This is a genomic window from Pseudomonas putida (assembly GCA_029953615.1).
In the GTDB taxonomy this organism is placed as follows: Bacteria; Pseudomonadota; Gammaproteobacteria; order Pseudomonadales; family Pseudomonadaceae; genus Aquipseudomonas.
Map to the genome: position 1 here is coordinate 2540722 of CP124529.1, position 22360 is coordinate 2563081.

At 63.8% G+C, this 22360-nt stretch carries 21 protein-coding genes, 1 tRNA gene and 1 pseudogene; 15 read left to right on the top strand and 8 right to left on the bottom strand.

Annotated features, from left to right (window positions below):
• The first annotated feature begins 19 nt into the window (after nucleotides 1–19).
• Nucleotides 20–1145: pseudogene (locus QIY50_11590) on the top strand (AlgP family protein).
• Here QIY50_11590 and QIY50_11595 read toward each other — a convergent pair.
• Nucleotides 1121–1603 carry a TIGR02444 family protein gene (locus QIY50_11595; GenBank protein ID WGV22738.1) on the bottom strand — a complete coding sequence of 161 codons (483 nt, stop codon included), beginning with the start codon at nucleotides 1601–1603 and terminating at the stop codon, nucleotides 1121–1123. The pseudogene QIY50_11590 and the gene QIY50_11595 sit on opposite strands and share 25 nt — an antisense overlap.
• Before the next feature lie 50 nt (nucleotides 1604–1653).
• Here QIY50_11595 and QIY50_11600 point away from each other — a divergent pair, with 50 nt between their 5' ends.
• Together QIY50_11600 and QIY50_11605 are read left to right on the top strand one after the other, a co-directional pair.
• Complete coding sequence (locus QIY50_11600) at nucleotides 1654–3564, top strand: ATP-binding cassette domain-containing protein (protein WGV22739.1); 1911 nt, start codon at nucleotides 1654–1656, stop codon at nucleotides 3562–3564.
• Between the two features lie 166 nt (nucleotides 3565–3730).
• Nucleotides 3731–4363: a LysE family transporter gene (locus QIY50_11605; GenBank protein WGV22740.1), complete on the top strand. Its 633-nt coding sequence runs from the start codon at nucleotides 3731–3733 to the stop codon at nucleotides 4361–4363.
• A gap of 109 nt (nucleotides 4364–4472) precedes the next feature.
• On the opposite strand, the gene QIY50_11610 is transcribed toward QIY50_11605, so the two are convergent.
• Nucleotides 4473–5225, bottom strand: coding sequence for a slipin family protein (locus QIY50_11610; GenBank protein WGV22741.1), 753 nt, complete (start codon nucleotides 5223–5225; stop codon nucleotides 4473–4475).
• A gap of 2 nt (nucleotides 5226–5227) precedes the next feature.
• The gene (locus QIY50_11615) at nucleotides 5228–6574 is read right to left on the bottom strand and encodes a nodulation protein NfeD (protein ID WGV22742.1); all 1347 of its coding nucleotides are present in this window, start codon (nucleotides 6572–6574) and stop codon (nucleotides 5228–5230) included.
• A 98-nt stretch (nucleotides 6575–6672) separates the two neighbouring features.
• On the opposite strand from QIY50_11615, the gene QIY50_11620 reads away from it, so the two are divergent.
• The 3 genes from QIY50_11620 to QIY50_11630 all read left to right on the top strand — a co-directional run bounded on the left by QIY50_11620 (nucleotide 6673) and on the right by QIY50_11630 (nucleotide 8142).
• Nucleotides 6673–7131 carry a YbaK/EbsC family protein gene (locus QIY50_11620; GenBank protein WGV22743.1) on the top strand — a complete coding sequence of 153 codons (459 nt, stop codon included), beginning with the start codon at nucleotides 6673–6675 and terminating at the stop codon, nucleotides 7129–7131.
• 60 nt (nucleotides 7132–7191) lie between these two features.
• Complete coding sequence (locus tag QIY50_11625) at nucleotides 7192–7434, top strand: DUF2789 domain-containing protein (protein WGV22744.1); 243 nt, start codon at nucleotides 7192–7194, stop codon at nucleotides 7432–7434.
• Between the two features lie 69 nt (nucleotides 7435–7503).
• A complete protein-coding gene (locus QIY50_11630) occupies nucleotides 7504–8142 on the top strand; it encodes an NADH:ubiquinone oxidoreductase subunit N (GenBank protein WGV22745.1) in 639 nt (212 codons plus the stop codon).
• Between the two features lie 6 nt (nucleotides 8143–8148).
• Here the strand turns inward: QIY50_11630 and QIY50_11635 are convergent, their stop codons facing one another.
• From QIY50_11635 to QIY50_11645, 3 genes are all read right to left on the bottom strand, one after another.
• Nucleotides 8149–8586 (bottom strand): CBS domain-containing protein, encoded by a 438-nt coding sequence (locus tag QIY50_11635; GenBank protein WGV22746.1) that lies wholly within the window; start codon nucleotides 8584–8586, stop codon nucleotides 8149–8151.
• Nucleotides 8587–8798: 212 nt separating this feature from the next.
• A complete protein-coding gene (locus tag QIY50_11640) occupies nucleotides 8799–10529 on the bottom strand; it encodes a dipeptidase (protein WGV22747.1) in 1731 nt (576 codons plus the stop codon).
• A gap of 160 nt (nucleotides 10530–10689) precedes the next feature.
• Nucleotides 10690–10766: transfer RNA gene (locus QIY50_11645), tRNA-Arg, on the bottom strand.
• A gap of 206 nt (nucleotides 10767–10972) precedes the next feature.
• Here QIY50_11645 and QIY50_11650 point away from each other — a divergent pair.
• The 8 genes from QIY50_11650 (at nucleotide 10973) to QIY50_11685 (ending at nucleotide 18264) form a co-directional block, all read left to right on the top strand.
• Nucleotides 10973–11722 carry a GntR family transcriptional regulator gene (locus QIY50_11650; GenBank protein ID WGV22748.1) on the top strand — a complete coding sequence of 250 codons (750 nt, stop codon included), beginning with the start codon at nucleotides 10973–10975 and terminating at the stop codon, nucleotides 11720–11722.
• Nucleotides 11719–13443, top strand: a complete 1725-nt coding sequence (locus tag QIY50_11655) for a fumarate reductase/succinate dehydrogenase flavoprotein subunit (protein WGV22749.1) — start codon at nucleotides 11719–11721, stop codon at nucleotides 13441–13443. Before QIY50_11650 ends, QIY50_11655 begins: the two co-directional genes overlap by 4 nt.
• Before the next feature lie 159 nt (nucleotides 13444–13602).
• The gene (locus QIY50_11660; protein WGV22750.1) at nucleotides 13603–13848 is read left to right on the top strand and encodes a ferredoxin family protein; all 246 of its coding nucleotides are present in this window, start codon (nucleotides 13603–13605) and stop codon (nucleotides 13846–13848) included.
• A gap of 117 nt (nucleotides 13849–13965) precedes the next feature.
• On the top strand, nucleotides 13966–15372 hold the full coding sequence (locus QIY50_11665; GenBank protein ID WGV22751.1) for an ABC transporter substrate-binding protein: 1407 nt from the start codon (nucleotides 13966–13968) through the stop codon (nucleotides 15370–15372).
• A 15-nt stretch (nucleotides 15373–15387) separates the two neighbouring features.
• Nucleotides 15388–16170, top strand: coding sequence for an ABC transporter permease (locus QIY50_11670; GenBank protein ID WGV22752.1), 783 nt, complete (start codon nucleotides 15388–15390; stop codon nucleotides 16168–16170).
• The gene (locus tag QIY50_11675; GenBank protein ID WGV22753.1) at nucleotides 16170–17021 is read left to right on the top strand and encodes an ABC transporter ATP-binding protein; all 852 of its coding nucleotides are present in this window, start codon (nucleotides 16170–16172) and stop codon (nucleotides 17019–17021) included. The genes QIY50_11670 and QIY50_11675 overlap by 1 nt, the downstream gene beginning before the upstream one ends.
• Entirely contained in the window at nucleotides 17018–17983 is a 966-nt protein-coding gene (locus QIY50_11680; protein ID WGV22754.1) for a HEAT repeat domain-containing protein, read from the top strand. Before QIY50_11675 ends, QIY50_11680 begins: the two co-directional genes overlap by 4 nt.
• Complete coding sequence (locus tag QIY50_11685; protein ID WGV22755.1) at nucleotides 17983–18264, top strand: gamma-butyrobetaine hydroxylase-like domain-containing protein; 282 nt, start codon at nucleotides 17983–17985, stop codon at nucleotides 18262–18264. The genes QIY50_11680 and QIY50_11685 overlap by 1 nt, the downstream gene beginning before the upstream one ends.
• A 267-nt stretch (nucleotides 18265–18531) precedes the next feature.
• On the opposite strand, the gene QIY50_11690 is transcribed toward QIY50_11685, so the two are convergent.
• Both QIY50_11690 and QIY50_11695 read right to left on the bottom strand, forming a co-directional pair.
• Nucleotides 18532–19395, bottom strand: a complete 864-nt coding sequence (locus QIY50_11690) for an ABC transporter ATP-binding protein (protein WGV22756.1) — start codon at nucleotides 19393–19395, stop codon at nucleotides 18532–18534.
• Entirely contained in the window at nucleotides 19392–20993 is a 1602-nt protein-coding gene (locus tag QIY50_11695) for an ABC transporter permease (GenBank protein WGV22757.1), read from the bottom strand. Before QIY50_11695 ends, QIY50_11690 begins: the two co-directional genes overlap by 4 nt.
• Before the next feature lie 297 nt (nucleotides 20994–21290).
• Between QIY50_11695 and QIY50_11700 the strand changes: the two genes are divergently transcribed.
• Nucleotides 21291–22328, top strand: coding sequence for an ABC transporter substrate-binding protein (locus tag QIY50_11700; protein ID WGV22758.1), 1038 nt, complete (start codon nucleotides 21291–21293; stop codon nucleotides 22326–22328).
• Nucleotides 22329–22360: the final 32 nt, after the last annotated feature.

A 22360-nucleotide genomic window follows, 5' to 3' on the forward strand; every position in this document is an offset into this window, starting at 1 on the left:
GTCAGCCAGGAGGTAAACCATGTCGGCTAAAAAGAAGCCAGTAAGTACGCCGTTACACCTGCTCCAGCAACTTTCGGGCAGCTTGCTCGAACACTTGGAGGATGCCTGCTCGCAAGCGCTGGCTGATGCGGAAAAACTGCTGGCCAAGTTGGAAAAGCAGCGTGGCAAGGCCCAGGAAAAACTGCACAACGGTCGCCTGAAACTGCAAGACGCGGCCAAGGCAGGTAAAGCCAAGGCGCAGACCAAGGCGCAAAAAGTCATTGGCGAACTTGAAGAGTTGCTCGATTCCCTCAAGGAACGTCAAACCCAGACCCGTTCTTATATCCAGCAACTCAAGCGCGATGCGCAGGACAGCCTCAAGCTGGCCCAGGGTGTAGGCAAGGTTCGCGAAGCCGCAGCCAAGGCGCTTGATCAACGTGCTGCCAAGACCACCAAACCGGCAGCCGTCAAACCCGCCACCAGGGCTGCTGCGGCCAAGCCAGCCGCCAAAGCCACCGCTGCTGCAAAACCTGCAGCCAAGCCGGCTGCCAAGGCCACCGCTGCTGCCAAACCTGCAGCCAAGCCGGCTGCCAAGGCCACCGCTGCTGCCAAACCTGCAGCCAAGCCGGCTGCCAAAGCCACTGCTGCTGCCAAGCCTGCAGCCAAGCCGGCTGCCAAGGCCACCGCTGCTGCCAAACCTGCAGCCAAGCCGGCTGCCAAAGCCACTGCTGCTGCCAAGCCTGCAGCCAAGCCCGGCTGCCAAGGCCACCGCTGCTGCCAAACCTGCAGCCAAGCCTGCAGCCAAAGCCACTGCTGCAGCCAAGCCTGCAGCCAAAGCCACTGCTGCAGCCAAGCCTGCAGCCAAGCCTGCCGCCAAAGCCACTGCTGCTGCCAAACCTGCAGCCAAGCCAGCGGCGGCAAAAGCGCCAGCCAGAGCCGCTGCTGCCAAGCCTGCCGCGAAACCAGCGGCCGCCAAGGCACCCGCCCGCGGGGCCACCAAACCCGCCGCAGCCAAGCCTGTTGCCAGCAAGCCAGCCGAAACCAAACCGGTCACGCCTGCCGCCAGTACCCCGGTCGCCGGCACCAACTCGGCCACCCCGGCAGCTTCGGTAGCACCATCGGCACCCGTCAGCACCCCGGCTCAGGCACCGTCTTCGGCGTCCTGAAGCGCTGCCGCCGCGACGCGCAAACAAACAAGCGCGTCGTGGTGGCGGGCCTGGTCCGGCGCCAGCCGGGCCAGCCAGTCGTCCATGCACTCATGGACGCCCGCTGGCCACTGTCGCGAGCGCTCTTGCAAGCGTTCCAGCAAAGCTTTCTCGGCCAGTAATTCCAACCCCTTCACCTGCTCACGCAGCACCGCCAGTTGCGCATCACTTTGCGCTGCTGCTCGCCACTGTTGGCGCAAGCTACGTAATGGATTGACCACTTCGCGCTGCCAGGGCCCGGCAACCTCGCGCAGTACCTGTACGCGCTCGTCCCGCACAGCCACGCCACGCGCCTGTAGCCAGGTTGCACACAGCAGCAGGCAGACATCGCCACCTTGCGCCTGCAGGGCGAGGCAGGCCGCTTCCACGCCGGGCCTGGCATACAGGGCCAGGGCGTGATTCCACAGGTCGGTGTGCATGGTTCCACTCGCGCTATGGGCCGAGGAAGCTGGTAGACTCCGCGACCATCATGATCAGACTATCCAACCTCACTTTACAGCGTGGGCCGCAGCGCTTGCTAGAAGGCGCCGAGATGACCCTGCACACCGGTCACAAGGCCGGCCTGATCGGCGCCAACGGCGCCGGAAAATCCAGCCTGTTCGCCTTGCTGCGCGGTGAGCTGTCGCCCGATGCCGGCGATTGCCAGCTACCGGGTGACTGGCGCATCGCCCACATGCGCCAGGAGGTCGATACCCTCGACCGCCTGGCCGTGGACTATGTGCTCGACGGCGACGTGCGCTTGCGCAAGGTCCAGGCCGATCTGGCCGCGGCCGAGCAGGCCCACGACGGTACAGCCCTGGCGCGCCTGCACATTGAGCTGGATAGCGCCGACGGCTATACCGCCGACGCCCGCGCCCGCAAGTTGCTGGCCGGGCTGGGCTTCACCAACGAGCAGATGGACCGCCGCGTCGGCGACTTCTCCGGTGGCTGGCGGATGCGCCTGAACCTGGCCCAGGCCTTGATGTGCCCGTCCGACCTGCTGCTGCTTGACGAGCCCACCAACCACCTGGACCTGGACGCTATCCTGTGGCTGGAGGACTGGCTGAAGGGTTACCCCGGCACATTGTTGCTGATCTCCCATGACCGCGACTTCCTCGACGCAGTGGTCGACCATGTGCTGCACGTCGAGCAACGCAAGCTGAACCTGTACAAGGGCGGCTATACCGCCTTCGAGCGCACCCGTGCCGAGCGCCTGGCGCAACAGCAGCAGGCCTACGAGAAGCAACAGGCCCAGCGTGCGCACATGGAAAAGTACATCGCCCGCTTCAAGGCCCAGGCCACCAAGGCCCGCCAGGCACAGAGCCGGATCAAGGCCCTGGAACGCATGGAGGAGCTGTCGGCGGCGCATGTCGATTCGCCGTTCGACTTCGTCTTCCGCGAGTCGCAGAAAATCTCCAGCCCGCTGCTGAGCCTGTCCGAAGGCCGCCTGGGCTATGGTGACAAGGCGATCCTCGACAAGGTCAAGCTGCAGCTCACCCCGGGTGCGCGCATTGGCCTGCTCGGTCCCAACGGTGCCGGCAAGTCGACCCTGATCAAGAACCTCGCCGGCGAGCTCGAGCCGCTGTCGGGCCGCCTGGTGCGCGGCGAGAACCTGGCGGTGGGCTACTTTGCCCAGCACCAGCTGGACTCGCTGGACGACAAGGCCAGCCCGTTGCTGCACCTGCAGCGCATCGCCCCCACCGAGCGTGAGCAGACCCTGCGCGATTTCCTGGGTGGTTTCGACTTCCATGGCGACCGCGTCGACGAGCCGGTGGTGAACTTCTCCGGGGGTGAAAAAGCCCGCCTGGCGCTGGCGCTGATCGCTTGGGAGCGGCCGAACCTGCTGCTGCTCGACGAACCGACCAACCACCTCGACCTGGAAATGCGCCTGGCGCTGACCATGGCTCTGCAGGAGTTTGCCGGTGCCGTGGTGGTGGTGTCGCACGACCGTCACCTGCTCAAGAGCACCACCGACGATTTCCTGCTGGTGGCCGACGGCAAGGTCGACGTCTTCGATGGTGACCTGGACGACTACAGCCGCTGGCTCGTCGAGTACCGCCAGCGCAGCGCGCCGGCCAGTAGCGCCCCGGTCAACCCGGACAAGACCGACAAGAAAGCCCAGCGCCAGGCTGCTGCAGCCTTGCGCCAGCAACTGGCCCCGCACAAGAAGGCTGCCGACAAGCTGGAAGCCGAGCTCAGCCAGGTGCATGCGCAACTGGCCGAGATCGAGACTGCGTTGGGTGATGGTGGCCTCTACGAGGCGTCGCGCAAGGACGAATTGCGTGACCTGCTGGCGCGCCAGACCAAGCTGAAGCAGCGCGAAGGCGAACTGGAAGAGGCCTGGATGGAAGCCCTGGAAACCCTCGAAAGCATGCAGGCCGAGCTCGAGGCGCTGTCCTGAAAGGGCCAGGTATTGCGCTACCCTAAAGGGCTGCGCAATACCTGTGGGAGCGGGCTTGCCCGCGAAGAGGCCGGTACAAGCAGCAAATTCTTCAAAATCTTCTGGTTATTTTTTCACCAACACCTTAGCTTAACGTTTTGCAGCATATGTTCGAGCGAGGTGTGTGATGTCGATGGAAGTGTGGTTGGGCTTCTTTGCCGCCTGTTGGGTGATCAGCCTTTCACCCGGTGCCGGGGCGATTGCCTCGATGTCCAGCGGCCTGCAATACGGCTTCTGGCGTGGTTACTGGAACGCCCTGGGCCTGCAGCTGGGCCTGATCGTGCAGATCGCCATCATCGCCGCCGGCGTCGGCGCCATCCTGGCCGCCTCGGCCACGGCCTTCCAGGTCATCAAATGGTTCGGTGTCGCCTACCTCATCTACCTGGCCTACAAGCAGTGGCGTGCCTTGCCCATGGACATGAGCGATGAATCCGCCGTGCGCCCGATCGGCAAACCGCTGAGCCTGGTGTTCCGTGGCTTCCTGGTCAACGTCAGCAACCCCAAGGCGCTGGTGTTCATGCTGGCGGTGCTGCCGCAGTTCATCAACCCGCATGAACCGCTGTTGCCGCAGTATGTGGCGATCACCGTGACCATGGTCGCCGTGGACATGCTGGTGATGGCGGGCTACACCGGGTTGGCAGCGCGGGTGTTGCGCTTGCTGCGTACGCCCAGGCAGCAGAAGCGTTTGAACCGGACGTTCGCCGGGTTGTTCATTGGTGCGGCCACCTTCCTGGCGACCCTGCGCCGCGCGCCAGTCTGACAGACCGCATACAGGCCATTCGCGGGCTTGCCCGCTCCCACAGGTACTGCGCCGCCCTCGGGGCTGCAGAGAACCTGTGGGAGCGGGCAAGCCCGCGAATGGGCCACCGCTATTTCTGTTTGTCCACCAATCCCTTGAGCAAATCCACCGGCAGCGGAAAGACGATAGTCGAGCTCTTGTCCCCGGCAATCGTCCCCAGCGTCTGCATGTAGCGCAACTGCATCGCCCCCGGCTCCTTGCTCAGCATTTGCGCCGCCTGCATCAGCTTCTCCGATGCCTGCAACTCGCCCTCGGCATGGATCACCTTGGCCCGCCGTTCACGCTCGGCCTCGGCCTGGCGGGCAATGGCGCGCACCATCGATTCGTTGAGGTCGACGTGCTTGATCTCGACGTTGGCCACCTTGATGCCCCAGGCATCGGTCTGTGCGTCCAGCACCTGGCGAATGTCCGAGTTCAACTGCTCGCGTTCGGCCAGCAGTTCATCCAGTTCGTGTTTGCCGAGCACCGCACGCAGAGTGGTCTGTGCCAGCTGGCTGGTTGCCACGAGAAAGTCCTCGACCTGGATGATTGCCTTCTGCGGATCGAGCACGCGAAAGTAGACCACGGCGTTGACCTTGACCGAGACGTTGTCGCGGGTGATCACATCCTGCGGTGGTACATCCAGCACCACGGTGCGCAGGTCGACCCGTACCATTTGCTGGATCACCGGGATCAACAGGATCAGCCCCGGCCCCTTCACCTGCCAGAAGCGCCCCAGCTGGAACACCACGCCGCGCTCGTATTCGCGCAGTATGCGGAATGCCGACAGCAACAGCATCGCCAGCACGATCAGTACCGCGCCGAAGCCCAATTGCATGAACATGGTCATTCTCCTTGCGCCGCGGGCGCGGCGGCGCTCACTTCCAGCATGACGCCATGGCGCGCGGTCACCCGCACGTTCTGGCCCGCTTGCAGTGGCGTTGCACACTGCGCCTGCCATTGCTCACCCTGGGCCAGCACAAAGCCACAGAACGGGTTACCCGTCATCACCTGGGTGACGGTGACCAGGCTGCCGACGAGGCCGGCGTCACCGCTGACCAGCGCCCGTCGGCGGGCCTTGAGGGCCATGCCCAGCACACCGCCAATCAGCAGTGCCGAAAGCACCGCCAGGGTGCCGATCAGGGCCAGCGGGATGCCGAAACCAGGGGCGTCGGTGTCGATCAGGATCAGCGCGCCGACCACGAAGGCGACGATGCCGCCAAAGCCGACCACGCCGAAACTGGGCAGGAAGGCTTCGGCGATCATGAAAGCGATGCCGAGCAATATCAGCGCCACCCCGGCGAAGCTCACCGGCAACAGTTGCAGGGCATACAGCGCCAGCAGCAGGCAGATGCCGCCGACCACGCCGCCGAGCGTCGAGCCCGGGTTCATGAACTCGAACAGCAAACCGTACACGCCGATCATGATCAGGATCAGTGCCACGCTGGGGTTGGTTATCACCGCCAGCACCCGTGTGCGCCAGTCCGGCAGGTGCTCGACCAGGCTGGCGCCGGCGGTTTGCAACAGCCGAGGCTGGCCAGCGACGGTCAGCGTCTTGCCATCGAGTTTGCGCAGCAGGTCGGGCAGGTCATCGGCCACCTGGTCGATCACGTTCAGCCGCAAGGCCTCGCTGGCAGACAGGCTGACCGCCTCGCGCACGGCCTTCTCCGCCCAATCGGCATTGCGCCCGCGCAGTTGCGCCAGACCACGAATGTACGCCGCTGCATCATTGACCTGCTTGCGCGCGAGGGTTTCGTCATCGCTGCCTTTGGCCTTGTCGTCCTTGGGCGTGCCTGGCGGGGCGCCGATCTGCACGGGTGTGGCGGCACCCACGTTGGTACCGGGCGCCATGGCCGCGACATGGCTGGCATAAAGGATATAGGTGCCGGCGCTGGCGGCGCGGGCACCGCTGGGGGCGACGAAAGTGGCGACCGGCACGGGGCTGGCGAGAATCGCCTTGATCATCTGGCGCATGGCGCTGTCCAGCCCGCCCGGGGTGTCCATGCGGATAACCACCAGTTGGGCGCCCTGCGCCTGGGCCTGGTCGAGGCTGCGTACCAGGTAGTCGGCGCTGGCTGGGCCGATAGCGTCATCGATGCCCAGCACCCAGACCGCAGCGGGCGCTGCCTGGCCGCCTGGCGTGATGCCAAGCAGCAACAGCAGCAACAGCCAGCGCCAGCAGCGGGCGATCACCTGTCGTCACCTCGATTGCCTCTATTGCACAAGTTTAGCCCTGCCTGCTGGTACCCGGCCTAAAATTGGAGATTGGGGGACGAAACCGGAGGTGCATCATGCGTATGGCAAAGACCCTGCAGGATCGCCTGGACAAGGCCAACTGCGACTACGACATCATTCCCCACCCACATTCGGCCACCAGCCTGGAGTCGGCCCGCACGGCCGGCGTGCCCGCCGAGCGGGTCGCCAAGTCGGTGATGCTCGATGACCGTCATGGCAACTACATCATGGCCGTGCTACCGGCCAACCGGCATCTGGACATGACCAAGGTGCGAATGTCCGGGGCCTGGCAACTGACCCGTGAAAGTGGCCTGCCGAGCCTGTTCGGTGACTGCGAGCGCGGTGCCGTGCCGGCGCTGGGTGATGCCTACCAGATAAAGATGCTGCTTGATTCGAGTCTTACCCGCCAGGGCGATGTCTATCTGGAGGCGGGTGATCACGATCATCTGATCCACATGAGCATGGAGCAATACCTGAAGCTGGTGCCGCGCGCCGAAGTGCGCGAGCTCAGCTGATGCTCTCAACCCATGCCGGGCCGGCATCGTCGACGACCGGTCTGGCGACGAGGAGGAACCATGGAAAAGCCGATTCATCCTTTGTCCGAGATTTTCAAACAGCTGGGGCTGTCTGACGATCCGGTCGATATTGACCGTTTCATCACCACCCATTCGCCGCTCGATGACGATATAAAGCTGGTTGATGCGCCTTTCTGGAACGATTCCCAGCGCGATTTCCTGAAAGAGAAGTACATCGCCGATGACGACTGGATTCCGATGATCGACCAACTGAACGAGGCGCTGCACCTACGCAAAAAATAAAGCGCCGAGTGGTGCCTGACGAGTGATTGGCCGTTGCTATGCTCAGGAAAACAACAAGGGGATAGCGCGATGAAAGATCCCTACGCACCGGGTTTCTGGTGCTCCGTGACGATCCTGGGCACGTTGACGGCCAGTTATTTCTACGGCATTCGGCAAACGCAACAGATGAACCAGGCAGTGCACTTCCTGTATGCCGCTGCCGCTGTCACCGTGGCGGTTGCCCTGGTGGCGCTGGCCTGGATCGCCTGGCAGCAACTGCACCTGAACAAGCGCGAAGTGGTGCAGGGGCGAACGTTGCTGACCATCTGGAACACCAAGGTCGCGCTGCGCCGCGTCGAAACGGTGTTCGACCGCTATTTCTGGGGCAGCTACTGGCATTCGGGGCGCACCTTCGAAGAGGTCATGGGCGAGCTCAAGGGCACACCGCTGGAGCAGAGCCTGGATGCCCTGAAACGCCAGTGCCGCTTGCTCGACCGCGAAATTCATGACCACCATCACCATTGGCTGGCCAATGCCCGCGATCTGTCCAGCGTGGCCCAGGCCATGGCTCGTGAACGCTACCAACTGGATCTGGGCGAGCCAACCCGCAGCGGCCATGGCAATACCGCCGTGCTCAACCGGGACCTGGAAGTACTGGTGTACACCTGGTCGGCGCGCCTGCGCAGCTTCGACCATCAACTGGACGAACTGGAGCGTGCCTACCATTGAGGTGCTTCATTCACCGCGGATGTACTGCTCCAGTTTCATGATCAGGCTTGCCTGTTCGGCGATGGTTTCCTTGACCAGGTCGCCGATCGACAGCAGGCCGAGCAACTCGCCATTGCTGACCACCGGCAGGTGGCGCAGGTGGCGGTTGGTCATCAGGTTCATGCAGTACTCCAGGTTCTGCTTCGGCTCCACGGTAACCACCGGCGCACTCATGATTTCGCGCACGGGGGTAGCGGCGGACGAGCGGCCCTTGAGCACCAGTTTGCGCGCATAGTCCCGTTCACTGACGATACCTACCACCTGGTTGGCCTCGACCACCGGTAGCGCACCGACGTTTTTCTCCGCCAGCAGCTTCAGGGCGTCGAGTACCGAGTCATCCGGGCCGATGGTGTACACGGTCTGGTGCTGGGATTTGGTCTTGAGGATTTGTTCGACGGTCTTCATACGGGCCTCTGCGGGTGGAAAAGCACTGTCTCGGAGTAAATAAAGCATCCGGCACGGCGCTCTGCACGGCAATGCAGGAAACGGCATCGAGTCGATTGAAAAACGTCATGAGTGGTCGCCTGTACCGGCCTCTTCGCGGGCTTGGCCCGCTCCCACAGGTTGCGCAATTCCTGTGGGAGCGGGCGTGCCCGCGAAGAGGCCGGTACAGTCAATCAGAGTTTCGGCATCTGCCCGATCCGCGCCACCATTTCGCTCACCACCTGCAAGTCCAGCATGAACTGCTCAACGGTCTTGAACTCGTTGTCGTTGTGCCCGGTGTACTTCACATCGGGCATGGCCAGGCCAAACTGCACGCCGTTAGGCAGGTCATGTACCGAGGTCGCACCCGCCGAAGTACCAAACTCATGCTTCATGCCCAGGTTCTCGGTAGCCACGTCAAGCAAGGCCTTGACCCATTCGCCCTCGGGGTTGCGGAACATCGGCTCGTCCAGGCTGTAGTCGAAGGCCACCGAGGTGTGGCTTTGCCGGGTCCATTTGCCCAGTTTGTCGGCCAGTTCGTCCTTGATCGCGGCAATTGGCTTGCCTTTCGGAATGCGCAGGTTCACCGCCAGTTTCAGGCCTTTTTCATCCACCCCGACAAAGGTCAGCGAGGCGGTCAGCGGGCCCATGAACGGGTCCTTGAAGGCCACGCCGAGCTTGTTGCCCAGGTAGTCCAGGCCCCAGTTGTCGGCGGCGTAGCGGGCGGCGTCGGTGAAGTGGTTGTGCTTGAGCGGCACATCCTGGCCCAGCCCGTTGATGAAGCCGAGCATGCGCGCCACCGGATTGACCCCGGACTCCGGCTCCGAAGAGTGGGCGGAAACACCGGTCACGGTGAGCAACACCTGCTTGCCCTCGGCCTTGGCAGCGATGCTGAAGTCGCCGCCATTGCGCTTGACGTAATCGGCGCCGGCTTTTTCCAACTGACTGGCCAGCTTCGCCGGGTTGTCGGTGACCAGTGTCGCGACCGAGGTTGTCGGGATCTGGTTGGTGGCCAGGCCGCCGGTCAGGTTGACGATCTCGGCGCCCTTGCCACTGGCCTGGCGCTTGCTGAAGCTGGCCATGACCGTGCCGTAGCCTTTCTCGGCGATGACCACCGGGTAGCCGCCATCGAGAGCCAGGTTGTAATCGGGCGTGGGGTTGCGCTCGAAGTAGTAGGGGATGGCATCGCCGCTGGTTTCTTCGGTGGTATCGATCAGCAGCTTGAACTGCCGGGCCAGCGGCAGGTTCTCGTCCTTGGCCACTTTCAGCGCGTACATCGCCACGACAATGCCGTTCTTGTCGTCTTCGGTGCCGCGGCCGTACATGCGGTCGCCGACCAGGGTGACCTTGAACGGGTCCAGGCGGGTGCCATCGGCCAGCTTCCAGTTGTCCGGGTTGACCGGTACCACGTCGGCGTGGGCATGGATGCCGACCACTTCCTTGCCGCTGCCCAGCGAAATCTCGTACACCCGGTTGTCGATGTTGCGGAAAGCCAGGCCGAAGCTGTCGGCCAAGGCCTTGATCTTTTCGGCGATCCGGAGGAACTCGGGGTTTTCGTGCTGCGGCGTACCCTCGACGTTGAAGGTGGGGATGGCCACCAGTTCACGCAGGGTTTCGCTGGCAGCCTTGCCATACTTGATGCGGGTATACAGGCCGAGCAGGCGGTTGATCTCGTTCTGTTGCTCGGCTGCCAGTGGCTTGCCGGCCAGGTAGGCGTCGAGCGTTGCCTCGAGGTTGTCGGCCTTGGCCAGGTCGTTGCCCTTGAGTTTGCCGAGGAACTGCTTGAAGTCGCTTGGGTCGCTGCCGTCGAAGGCTTTGACGATGGCTGCGGACTGCTGCTGGGTAAGGTTGGCCTGGGCCGGCAGGGTGAACAGGCCGATGCTGGCCAGCAGCAGGGTGGTGGCGGTAAGTTTTTTCAGGTGCATGGTTGTGCGCATTCCTTCGCCAATCATTGTTGTGGGTGACCCGTCGGGAAACGGGAAGACGCCCACGCTAACACCAATGACCCGTGGTACGGGAGTGCCAGAAACGCGACATGTCGCACAAACGAAAAAGCCCCGGGCACAGGCCCAGGGCTTTTTGATGTGGCGCACTCGGCGGGATTCGAACCCACGACCCCTGCCTTCGGAGGGCAGTACTCTATCCAGCTGAGCTACGAGTGCAACGCGCACGCATGATACCCATCTGATCCGGTGGCGTCCATCGCCTTGATCTGTAGCCGTTTTTACCTTTCGCCGAGAGTGGCCACGCCAGCAATCACCAACGCATCTATCCATATGCGATATCGGTATTTCCATGGCAGTTAATATGCCCTCTATCCTCTGGTCACAACTTGTTATAACAAGTCACCGATCAGCGAAGAGACCCCATGGCCGAACTGCTCCCCCTGTCCCCGGTACCGCTTTACACCCAGCTCAAGGAGTTGCTGCGCGAGCGCATCCTCGACGGCACTTACCCACCGCATAGCCGCATGCCTTCGGAAAGCGAGCTGGGCAAGGCCTTCGACGTCAGCCGCATCACGGTGCGCCAGGCATTGGGCGACCTGCAGAAGGAGGGGCTGATTTTCAAGATTCATGGCAAGGGCACCTTCGTCGCCAAGCCCAAGGCATTCCAGAACGTCAGCACCCTGCAAGGGTTGGGCGAGTCGATGACGCAAATGGGTTACGAGGTGATCAACCGCCTGCGCAGCTTCCGCCATGTGCCGGCCAATGCATTGGTGGCCGCGCGGCTGCAGGTCGAGGAGGGCAGCCTGGTCACCGAGATCCGCCGGGTGCGGTTGATCAACCGCGAACCGGTGTCGCTGGAGCTGACCTGGTTGCCCAAGGCCGTCGGCGAAAAACTGGAAAAGGCCGACCTGGTCACCCGCGACATTTTCCTGCTCCTGGAAAACGACTGCGGTATTGCCCTTGGCCACGCCGACCTGGCTATCGATGCGGTGCTGGCCGACAGCGACCTGACCCAGGCGCTGGATGTTGAAGAAGGTTCGCCGATCATGCGTATCGAGCGCCTGACCCATGCCGCTGACGGTACGCCACTGGACTTCGAACACCTTTACTACCGTGGCGATGCTTTCCAGTACCGCCTGCGTATCGACCGCCAGAAGGGGAGCAAGGCATGAGCATCCAGACTCAGGATTACGACATCATCGTTATCGGTGGCGGTACCGCCGGGCCGATAGCGGCGATCAAGGCCAAGGAGCAGGACAAAAGCCTGCGCGTGTTGCTGCTGGACAAGGCCAACGTCAAGCGCAGTGGTGCCATCAGCATGGGCATGGACGGCCTGAACAACGCGATCATCCCCGGCCACGCCACCCCCGAGCAGTACACCAAGGAAATCACCGTGGCCAATGACGGTATCGTCAACCAGGCCACGGTGCATGCCTACGCCACCCACAGCTTCGAAACCATCGAGCAACTCGACCGCTGGGGCGTGAAGTTCGAGAAGGACGAGACCGGCGACTACGCGGTGAAAAAGGTTCACCACATGGGCGCCTACGTGCTGCCCATGCCCGAAGGCCACGACATCAAGAAGGTTCTTTACCGTCAGCTCAAGCGTGCCCGAGTCGAGATCAGCAACCGTATGGTCTGCACCCGTGTGCTGCTCGATGGTGAAGGCGCGGCCGCTGGCGTGCTGGGTTTCGATTGCCGTAGCGGCGAGTTTCGGGTGGTGCGGGCCAAGGCGGTAATCCTTGCCTGCGGCGCGGCCGGGCGCCTGGGCTTGCCGTCGTCGGGTTACCTGATGGGCACCTACGAGAACCCGACCAACGCCGGTGACGGCTATGCCATGGCGTACCACGCAGGTGCCGAGCTGGCCAACCTCGAGTGCTTCCAGATCAACCCGCTGATCAAGGACTACAACGGCCCGGCCTGCGCCTACGTCACCGGCCCACTGGGTGGGTATACCGCCAACAGCAAGGGTGAGCGCTTTATCGAGTGCGACTACTGGAGCGGCCAGATGATGTGGGAGTTCCACCAGGAACTCGAGGGTGGCAATGGCCCGGTGTTCCTCAAGCTCGATCACCTGGCCGAGGAAACCATCCAGAACATCGAACAGATCCTGCACAGCAACGAGCGCCCCAGCCGGGGCCAGTTCCACGCCGGGCGTGGCACCGATTATCGCCAGCACATGGTCGAGATGCATATCTCGGAGATCGGTTTCTGCTCGGGGCATTCGGCGTCGGGGGTGTGGGTCAATGAAAAGGCCGAGACCAGCGTCAAAGGGCTGTATGCCGCGGGCGATATGGCAGCGGTGCCGCACAACTACATGCTCGGGGCCTTCACCTATGGCTGGTTTGCCGGTGTGAACGCTGCGCATTACGTGATCGGGCGCGAGTTCGCCGAGGTCGATGCCGAACAGGTCGAGCGCGAGCGCGCGCGGGTGTTCGCCCCGCTGCTCCGTGAGCATGGCCTGCCCCCAGCGCAGGTCGAGTACAAGCTCAGACGCATGGTCAACGATTACCTGCAGCCGCCGAAGGTCACCAGGAAGATGGAGATCGGCCTGGAGCGCTTTGCCGAGATCGAGCGTGACCTGGACCAGATGAAGGCCAGTAACCCTCATGAATTGATGCGTGCGATGGAAGTTTCGGTGATTCGTGATTGCGCCGAGATGGCCGCGCGGGCCTCGCTTTTCCGCGAGGAAAGCCGCTGGGGGTTGTACCACCACCGTGTGGACTTCCCCGAGCGCAACGATGGCGAGTGGTTCTGCCATTGCCATCTGAAAAAGGGCGAGCACGGAGAGATGACCAGCTTCAAGAAGGCCGTCGAACCCTACCTGATCGCCCTGGATACAGAAGAGCAGACCGCTTATGACCGGTTGCGTGTCAAAGCCGATGCCGCCTAAGCGACACCTCACCTTGTGGGAGCGGGTTTACCCGCGAACACCGGCGAAGCCGGTGCCATCCATCGTGTTGGATTCTTCGCGGGTAAACCCGCTCCCACAGGGAAACGTGCAAGCCTCTAGATAGAAGGGAGCCAATGAAGGCCCCGAGGACTCCGTGAAATGGCCTACCAGCCGCAAGAAATCTTCTTCCGCAGCAGTGCCCCCGTCACCATCGACGAAGACAAGTGCATCGCCGACAAAGGCTGCACCGTATGCGTCGAGGTTTGCCCCATGGACCTGCTGGCGATCAACCCGGCCACCCAAAAGGCCTACATGGCCTTCGACGAATGCTGGTACTGCATGCCCTGCGAAAAGGACTGCCCCACCGGTGCGGTGAAGGTCGACATTCCGTACCTGCTGCGCTGATTCATCCCGCCATCCGGTGCACCACCGGACGCCCCCCTGCAGTGCCCCTCGTTTCCCACCACCCAGGCCGGGGGCGGAGACGACCCAATTCCTATAACGACTCGAGGGGAAACACCCATGCGCCTTGTTGCAACCGTGGCCGGCCTCGCGCTGGCGCTCACTGGCCTGAATGCCAGCGCCGAAACCATCCGCATCGCCATCGGCACCCAGGACACCACCATCAATTGCGCCACCGGTGGCCTGCTGATACGCGAGCTTGGCTTGCTGGACAAGTACCTGCCGCATGACGGCAAATACAAGGATGCCAAGTATCAGGTGGAGTGGAAGAACTTCACCAGCGGTGCGCCACTGACCAACGAAATGGTCGCTGGCAAGCTCGACTTCGGCGCCATGGCCGACTTCCCTGGCTCGTTCAACGGCGTTGCTCACCTGGATGCCGGCAAGCGCAGCCTGTTCGTAAGCGTGCTGTCGGGCAGCGTGCACGGCAGCGGCAACGGCATCGTCGTACCTGCGGCGTCCAGCGTGCAATCGTTGGCTGAACTCAAGGGCAGGACCATTTCCGTGCCGTTCGCATCCACCGCCCACGGCATGCTGCTGCGTGCCGTAGCAGCCCAGGGTTGGGACCCGCAGAAGGATGTGCGCATCATCGCCCAGGCGCCGGAAATCGCCGGTTCCGCCCTGCGTAGCAACCGCATCGAGGCCCATGCCGACTTCGTGCCGTTCGCCGAACTGTTCCCCAACCGCGGCTTCGCTCGCAAGATCTATGACGGCGCCCAGGCCAACGCACCGACCTTCCATGGCGCCTTGGTCGATGCCGGTTATGCGAAGAAATACCCGGAAGTGGTCACCGCCTACCTGCGTGCCAGTCTCGAAGCCGATCGGCTGATCGCTGCGGAGCCTGAGAAGTACAGCGAGTTGATCGAGCAAGTCACCGGCATCGAGGCCGAGGTCAATTACCTGTTCCACGGCCCGCTCGGCCTGCAGACCCGCGACCTGACCTGGAAGCCTGAATACCGTCAGGCGGTCGCCACTTCCATCGATACGCTCAAGCTGCTTAAAAAGACCGATCGCGGCCTCGACACCGACAAGTTCATCGACGACCAGTACATCCGTGCGGCCTTCAAGGAGGCTGGCCTGGACTACGACAAGGCGCTGAAGGACTACGACCCGCAGCCACTCAAGGCCAATGACGCACTGACCGGCAAACCGATTACCGATTTCAGCCGCCTGGCGCAGATCTGGGTACGCGGTGAAGGCAAGGTCCGCCACTACGCTTCGCCGGAGGCCGCGCTTGGCGCCTTGGCCCAACTGGAGCAGGAGGGCAAGGACATCCGCGCCATCTACGCCCAGGCCGCCGACAGCGGGATCAAGTTGCTGGCGAACCAGGCCTGGTTCGTGCGCAACGCCAAGGGTGAACTGGCGGCGTTCCTGCTCAAGGACCAGGCCGAGCAGTATGCCAAGGCCCATGGCGGTGAAGCGCTGGACTTCGCCAGCGCCAACCAGAAGCTGGTCGCCCAGCGCTGACCGGGAGGCACCGACATGACCTGCAACCTCAAGCGCTGGCCGGTGCGCCTGGCTTCGCTGCTGGCCTGCCTGCTGTTCTGGCAGGTCGCGGCGAGCGCGAAGCTGGACCTCGGGCTGCTGACGTTCACCTATGTCCCCACACCGAAGGCGGTGCTGGAAGCTGCGTGGCAGTTGCTGACCTCCAGCACGCTGCTGGCGCACCTGGGCAGCAGCCTGTCGCGGGTGTTTGCCGGTTATGCCGCCGCGGCGCTGATCGGCGTGGCCCTGGGGTTGTTGATCGGTCGCTCGAAATGGGCCGAGGACACCCTGCTGCCGCCAATGGAAGTACTGCGGCCGATTCCGGCGGTGGCGTGGATCCCGCTGGCGATCCTGATGTTCCCGTCGTCGGAGCTGTCGATGGTGTTCATAACGTTCACTGGCGCGTTGTTCCCCATCCTGCTGAACACCGTGCACGGCGTCGAGGCCGTCGACCCGCGCCTGGTTGCATCGGCGCGCAGCCTCGGTGCAGGGCGTGGGTCCATCCTGCGCGAAGTGGTGTTGCCTGGCGCATTGCCGAGCATCGTCACGGGCCTGGCCATCGGCATGGGTACCTCATGGTTCTGCCTGGTCACCGCCGAGATGATCTCCGGGCAGTTCGGTATCGGCTACTACACGTGGGAGTCCTACACCTTGCAAAACTACCCGGACATCATCGTCGGCATGCTGCTGATCGGCGTGCTGGGCATGGGCAGCAGCGCCCTGGTCAAGCGCCTTGGCGAGTTGGCCACGCCTTGGTACCGCGCGCGGAGGGCCAACTGATGAACAGTTATCAACCAGCGCCAGGGCGAATCGACGGGCGTGGCCTGTCGATTCGCCTGGGGCACGGCAGCGAAGCATTCGAGGCGGTGCAGCGTCTGGACTTTGCCGTGGAGCCTGGCGAGTTCGTCTGCATCCTTGGCCCTTCCGGTTGCGGCAAGTCGACCTTGCTCGGCGCCCTGGCCGGGCACCTGGTGCCCAGCAGCGGCCAGTTGAGCGTGGACGGCCAGGCTGTTGCCGGGCCGTCACCGCAGCGTGGCATGGTGTTCCAGCACCACACCTTGCTGCCCTGGCGTAGCGTGCTCGACAACGTGGCCTTTGGCCTGAAGATGCAGGGCCAGGGCCGCGCCGAACGCCGCCGGCAGGCTCGTGAAATGCTGCGATTGGTGGGGCTGGACGACTTTGCCGAGCGCTGGCCCAGCCAGCTGTCCGGCGGTATGCAGCAACGGGCCGAGATTGCCCGGGTGCTGATCAACCGCCCGCGCCTTTTGCTGATGGACGAACCTTTCGGTGCCCTGGATGCGCAAACCCGCGCACGCATGCAGGAGCTGTTGCTGGATATCTGGGCAAGCATCCGCACCACCGTGGTGTTCGTCACTCACGATATCGACGAGGCGCTGTTCCTGGCCGACCGTATCCTGGTAATGAGCCCGCGACCTGGCCGCTTTATCGAAGACCTGCACCTGGACTTTCCGCGGCCACGCCGCGCCAGCCTGCTGACCAGCCCTGAATTCACTCACCTCAAGCGTCACTGTCTGGCCTTGCTCCGTCACGAGGAAGGCCGCGAACTTCCGCGCCTGACCCCGTTGGGCCTGCCGGACACTGAGCACCCACCGCTACGGATCGCGCTATGACTGAACGAACGACTGACAACCCCGACATCCTTGCTCTGCTGCCTCGCCTTGGTGCTGCCGACGCGAGTGTGCGCCGCATCGCCCTGATCGAACTGGCCGACCTGGAAGACCCCGATGGCTTGCCGTGGCTCACCGATGCACTGCTGGTGGACTCCGCCGACGAGGTGCGTGCCGAGGCCGCGCGCCTGCTCGAGGCCTGGGAAGAACCCGAAGTCGTGCAGGCCCTGTGCGCTGCGCTGGCCGACGCTGCCGAGCCGGTACGGCTGGCTGCCGCACAGAGCCTTAGCGAGCTCAAGAGCCTTGAAACCGGTCAGCTGATCCTGCCATGGGTCAAGCATGCCGATGCCTTCGTCCGTGCCAGCGCCCTGCGCGCCTTGCGCGAGCTGCGCCTGGAAGATGCTGCGGAACCTGCACTGCTGGCCCTGGCCGACGGCGATGCCGTGGTCCGGCGTGAGGCAGTGGGTATTCTTGGCTGGCTCAAGCACCAGCCGGCGTTGCCAGCATTGGCAACGCTTGCCGAAGACGAGCCGGACACCGAGGTGCGCCGTGCGGCCATCGGTGCGCTGGGGCTCGCGCGCGACAGCGCGGTGCTGCCCGCATTGGTGGCTGCATTGACTGACAAGGCCTGGCAAGTGCGCGAAGAAGCCGCTACCACGCTAGGCAAGGTGGGTCTGGCCCCGGCAGGCCCGGCACTGGTAAATGCGCTTGCCGATGACTTCTGGCAGGTACGTCTGCGTGCGGCGCGGTCGCTGGGGCGGCTGCGTCATGTTGCGGCCCTGGACGCGCTTGGCCAGTTGCTTGGCCACGGCATTGCCAACCTGCGCAAGGAGGCGGCTCTGGCCCTGGGGGAGTTGGGTCAGGCGCGTGCCTTGCCGGTGCTGCAGGCCGCCGAGGCCGATGCCGACCCCGAGGTGCGCAAGGCTGTGCGGATTGCCATGGCGCAACTGCGCGGGGCCTGCTGATGAACGCCCCGCAAGCGGTTCGCAACATGCGCGGGCCCGGGCAGCTGGTGCTGCAATGGCAAGACGGCGAGCACAGCCTCAGCCATGCCCGGCTGCGCGGTGCCTGCCCCTGTTCGCAATGCCGAGCGGCACGACTGCAGGGGCGTATCAGCTTGGTGCGCGATGATGTGCGCGTGGTGCACATCGAGCCGCAAGGATATGGTGTACAACTGGTGTTCAGCGATGGGCATGAGCGGGGTATCTACCCTTGGGCTTACCTGCGTGACCTCAGTGCCCGGTGAGTCTTCTTCGCGGGCATGCCCGCTCCCACAGGTTTGGTGCAAGGCTCAGAAAACGCGCGGTTCCTGTGGGAGCGGGCGAGCCCGCGAACACCGGCGTAGCCGGTGCCAGCCACCGCGTTGGATTCTTCGCGGGCATGCCCGCTCCCACAGGTTTGGTGCGAGGCTCAGAAAATGCGCGGTTCCTGTGGGAGCGGGCGAGCCCGCGAACACCGGCGTAGCCGGTGCCAGCCGCCGCGTTGGATTCTTCGTGGGCATGCCCGCACAGGCTCAGAGCGCAATCAGCTCCGGCCTCAGCCCTTCGACCCGTCGCACCGGCGGCGTCAGGTAACCGCTATCCCCGGTGATCTGGTGCAGCACCTTCTCCCGCAGCCCGTGAAGTGCTACACCCGTACGCAACCGTGGGTGGGGCAGGTCGATATCCACCACCGCCTTGATCCGCCCCGGGCGCGGCTCCAGCACCACCACCCGGTCGGCCAGGTAGGTGGCTTCTTCGGCGTCATGGGTGACCAGTAACGTGGTGATGCCGGCACGTTCGCGAATGGCCAGCAGCTCGTCCTGCAGTTGCTGGCGGGTCAGCGCATCCAGCGCGCCGAACGGCTCGTCGAGCAGCAAGATGCGCGGGCTGGCTACCAGGCCACGGGCGATCGCCACACGCTGGGCCATGCCGCCGGAAAGCTGGTGTGGGTACGCCGACTCGAAGCCGACCAGCCCCACCAGTTGCACGAACTCGTGTACCCGCCGCGCGCGTTCACCCTGGGTGAGCGGTTCGTTGACCAAACCCAGGGCGATGTTCTGTTCCACGCTCAGCCAGGGGAACAGCCGGTGTTCCTGAAACACGATGCCGCGCTCGCTACCAATGCCGCTGACAGTTTGGCCGTCGACGCGAATATTGCCGCTGTAGTCGGTATCCAGCCCTACCAGCAGGCGCAGCAGGGTGGATTTGCCACAGCCGGAAGCACCGACGATGGCAATGAATTCGCCTTGGTTGATCGACAGGTTGAAGTTGCGGATGGCTTCCAGCGGCTGGCCATCGACGCTGAACACTTTGCCGACCCCCTCGAAGCTGACCAGGGGCGGGGCGACGTCGGGCTGGTTGGCCGCGAGCAGGTGCGAGGTGTTGAAGGCGTTCATGCGGTTCTCCAGCGCGTGGCGCGTGATTCGAGGCGTTGTCCAAGGGTGCCGAGCAGGGCGCCGACCAGGCCGATCAACAGCATGGCGGCCATTACCTGGTCCATGCGGAACAGTTGCTGGGCGCCGATCATCAGGCTGGCGATGCCGCCGTCCGAGGGCATGAAGTATTCGGCACCGATGGTGCCCAGCCAGGCGTAGATCAGCGACAGGCGCAGGCCGGCGAAAATGGCCGGGGCTGCGCCGGGCAGCACCAGCAGGCGCAGGCGTTGCCACAGGTTCAGGCGCAGGGTGCGAGCCGCTTCGCCCAGTTGTGGCGACAGGCTGGCGATACCGCGCTGGGTGGCGATCAGCAGCGGGAAGAACGCAGCCATGCCGACGAACACCTGCTTGGCCCCTTCACCCAGGCCGAACCAGGCCGTGAGCAGCGGCACCCAGGCGAACAGGGCCACCTGGCGCAGGGCTGACAAGCTGGGCCCGAAGATACGTTCGGCATTGGCCGAAAGCCCCAGCAGCAAACCGACCAGCAGGCCAGCGCCACCGCCCAGCAGCAAGCCGGTCAGGGCGCGCTGCAGGCTCAGCAACAAGGCCTGCGGCAGCGAACCATCGGCCAGGCCGATCAGCAGGGTGCGCAGTACTTCAAGGGGCGAGGTCAGGATGTTGTTGTCGACCCAGCCGAAGCCGCTGCTGGCTTGCCACAGTGCTAACAGTGCCAGCGGTAGCAGCAGGCTCTGCCAACCTCGCGGTACGGGGCCACGCGCCTGCTCCCCTGTTGCCGCTTGCGGCCAGTACAGCAGGCGTTTTTCCAGGGCGGAGAAACTGCGCTCCAGCAGTGCGCCAACCAGGCCGATCACCAGGATGCACAGCAGCACCAGGTCGAGCATGAACAGCTGTCGTCCCCACACCATCAGGTAACCGATCCCTTCGCTTGAGGCCAGCAGTTCGACCGCCAGCAGCGAGGTCCAGCCGGTGGCCAGGGCCAGGCGTACGCCGGTGAGAAAGGCCGGCAGGGCAGCCGGCAGCAACAGGCGCAGAAACAGCAGATGGCGAGGCAGGCGCAGCGCCGCAGCGGCTTCCCGCAGTTTGGGCTGGGCATCACGTACACCGACCAGGGTGTGCAAGGTAACGGGAACCACCACGGCTTTCACCAGCACCACCAGCTTGAGCAATTCGCCGATCCCGAAGAACAGCATGAACAACGGGATCCAGGCCAGGGTAGGAATCTGTGCCAGCGCCACGAAGGTTGGCAGCACCAGCGTCTGCGCCTGCCGCGAAGCACCCAGCCAGACGCCCAAAAGCAAGCCGCTGCCGATGCCGACCGCCAACCCCCAGAACAACCGCTGCAAGCTTATCCACAGGTGCCCCCACAGCTCGCCGGAGCCAAACTCCAGTGCGCTCTGCCACACCAATGCTGGCGCTGGCAGAATCTGCTCGCTCATCCAGTGCAGCCGGCTGGCCACCACCCAAAGCAGCGCAATAACCACAGGCAACACCCACGGCAGCAAGTTGGCGCGATCCTGGTGGGAGCGGCCTTGCGTCGCGAATGGGCCGCGCAACGGCCCCCGAAACCAACCCCGACCTCTGCTCAGAATTCCATTCATCGGCCATCTCTCGAAGCGTTGTCAATTTATTCATTTATGGAATTAAAAAAATCCAAAAATGACTTTCAAGAGATAAGAGCATGCACTCCCTGCATACGGAAGCCCCCCGCCGTTGCGTTTTCCTCATATTTTCCATGCGTTTTCCGCAAGCCCGCCGCAGACCCGCAGCCCGCCTGATTTATGCCTTTAAGTTACTGAAGAATGAAGTTTTGATCTTTGTAGGTTCTAACCAGACCTGCCTAGCTTCTGGCCAAAGCGCCGGCCATCGCCGGTGGCAGCCTGCCAAGGAGCCTTGCCATGAAAACCCCGTTGCGCCACCTGATCACCGCCCTTGGGCTGGCCTTCACCCTCAGCGCCCATGCGGCTGAACCGGCCAAGCCAGAAAGCATCCGCATCGCCGTGCCCGACCTCAGCGCGGGCAGCAAGCCCAGCGCCGGTGGCGTGGTCGACGTGCTGCGTGACCAGCAACTGCTGGAGAAGGAATTCGCCAAAGATGGCATTCGCATCGACTGGCACTTCTTCAAGGGCGCCGGGCCGGTGGTGAACGAAGCGTTGGCCAACGGCCAGGCCGATTTCGCCTATCTCGGCGACCTGGCCGCCATCGTCGGCAAGGCCAATGGCCTGGACACCCGCGTGCTGTCGGCGGGTGTACGCGGGGTGAAGAGCTACCTGGGCGTCGTGCCTGGTTCCGGCATCAAGACCCTGCACGACCTCAAGGGCAAGCGCGTGGCGGTGTTCCGTGGCACCGCCAACCAGCTGTCTTTCGCCAGCGCCCTGGCCAGCCAAGGGTTGAGCGAGCGCGAGCTGAAGGTGATAAACCTGGACTTCAATGCCGCCAACGCAGCGCTGGCCGCCAAGCAGATCGATGCCACCTGGGGCCTGTCCAACCTGTTGTCGCTGCGTGAGCGCGGGCTGGTCGAGCTGCCGGTCAACTCGCGTGATCTGGAAGGCGCCGGCAGCACCCAGGCGGTGCTGCTGGGCACCGGCGATTTCATCCGCAAATACCCCGAGCTGGTTCAGCGCCTGGTCAACGCCCAGCAACAGGCCAGTGCCTGGCTGCGTGACGAACACAACCGCGAAGCCTACGTCGAGTTGGTGGCCAGTAATGCCAACTGGCCGCGCAGCATCCTGCGCGATGACCTGGCCAAGGAAGACCTCGGTCACTACTTCGATCCACGCCTGGACGCCGGATTCGTCGGCCAGCTGCAGCAGGGCGTGGACCTGGCCGCCAAGGAGCGCCTGATTCGTCGTGGCTTCCAGGTGGCCGACTGGATCGAACCCCGCTTCCTCGATGCCGCCCTGCAACAGCAACAGGCCGTGCAGGCTGCCCGCTGACCCCCGTAAACCCGACAATGACCGCAAGGATA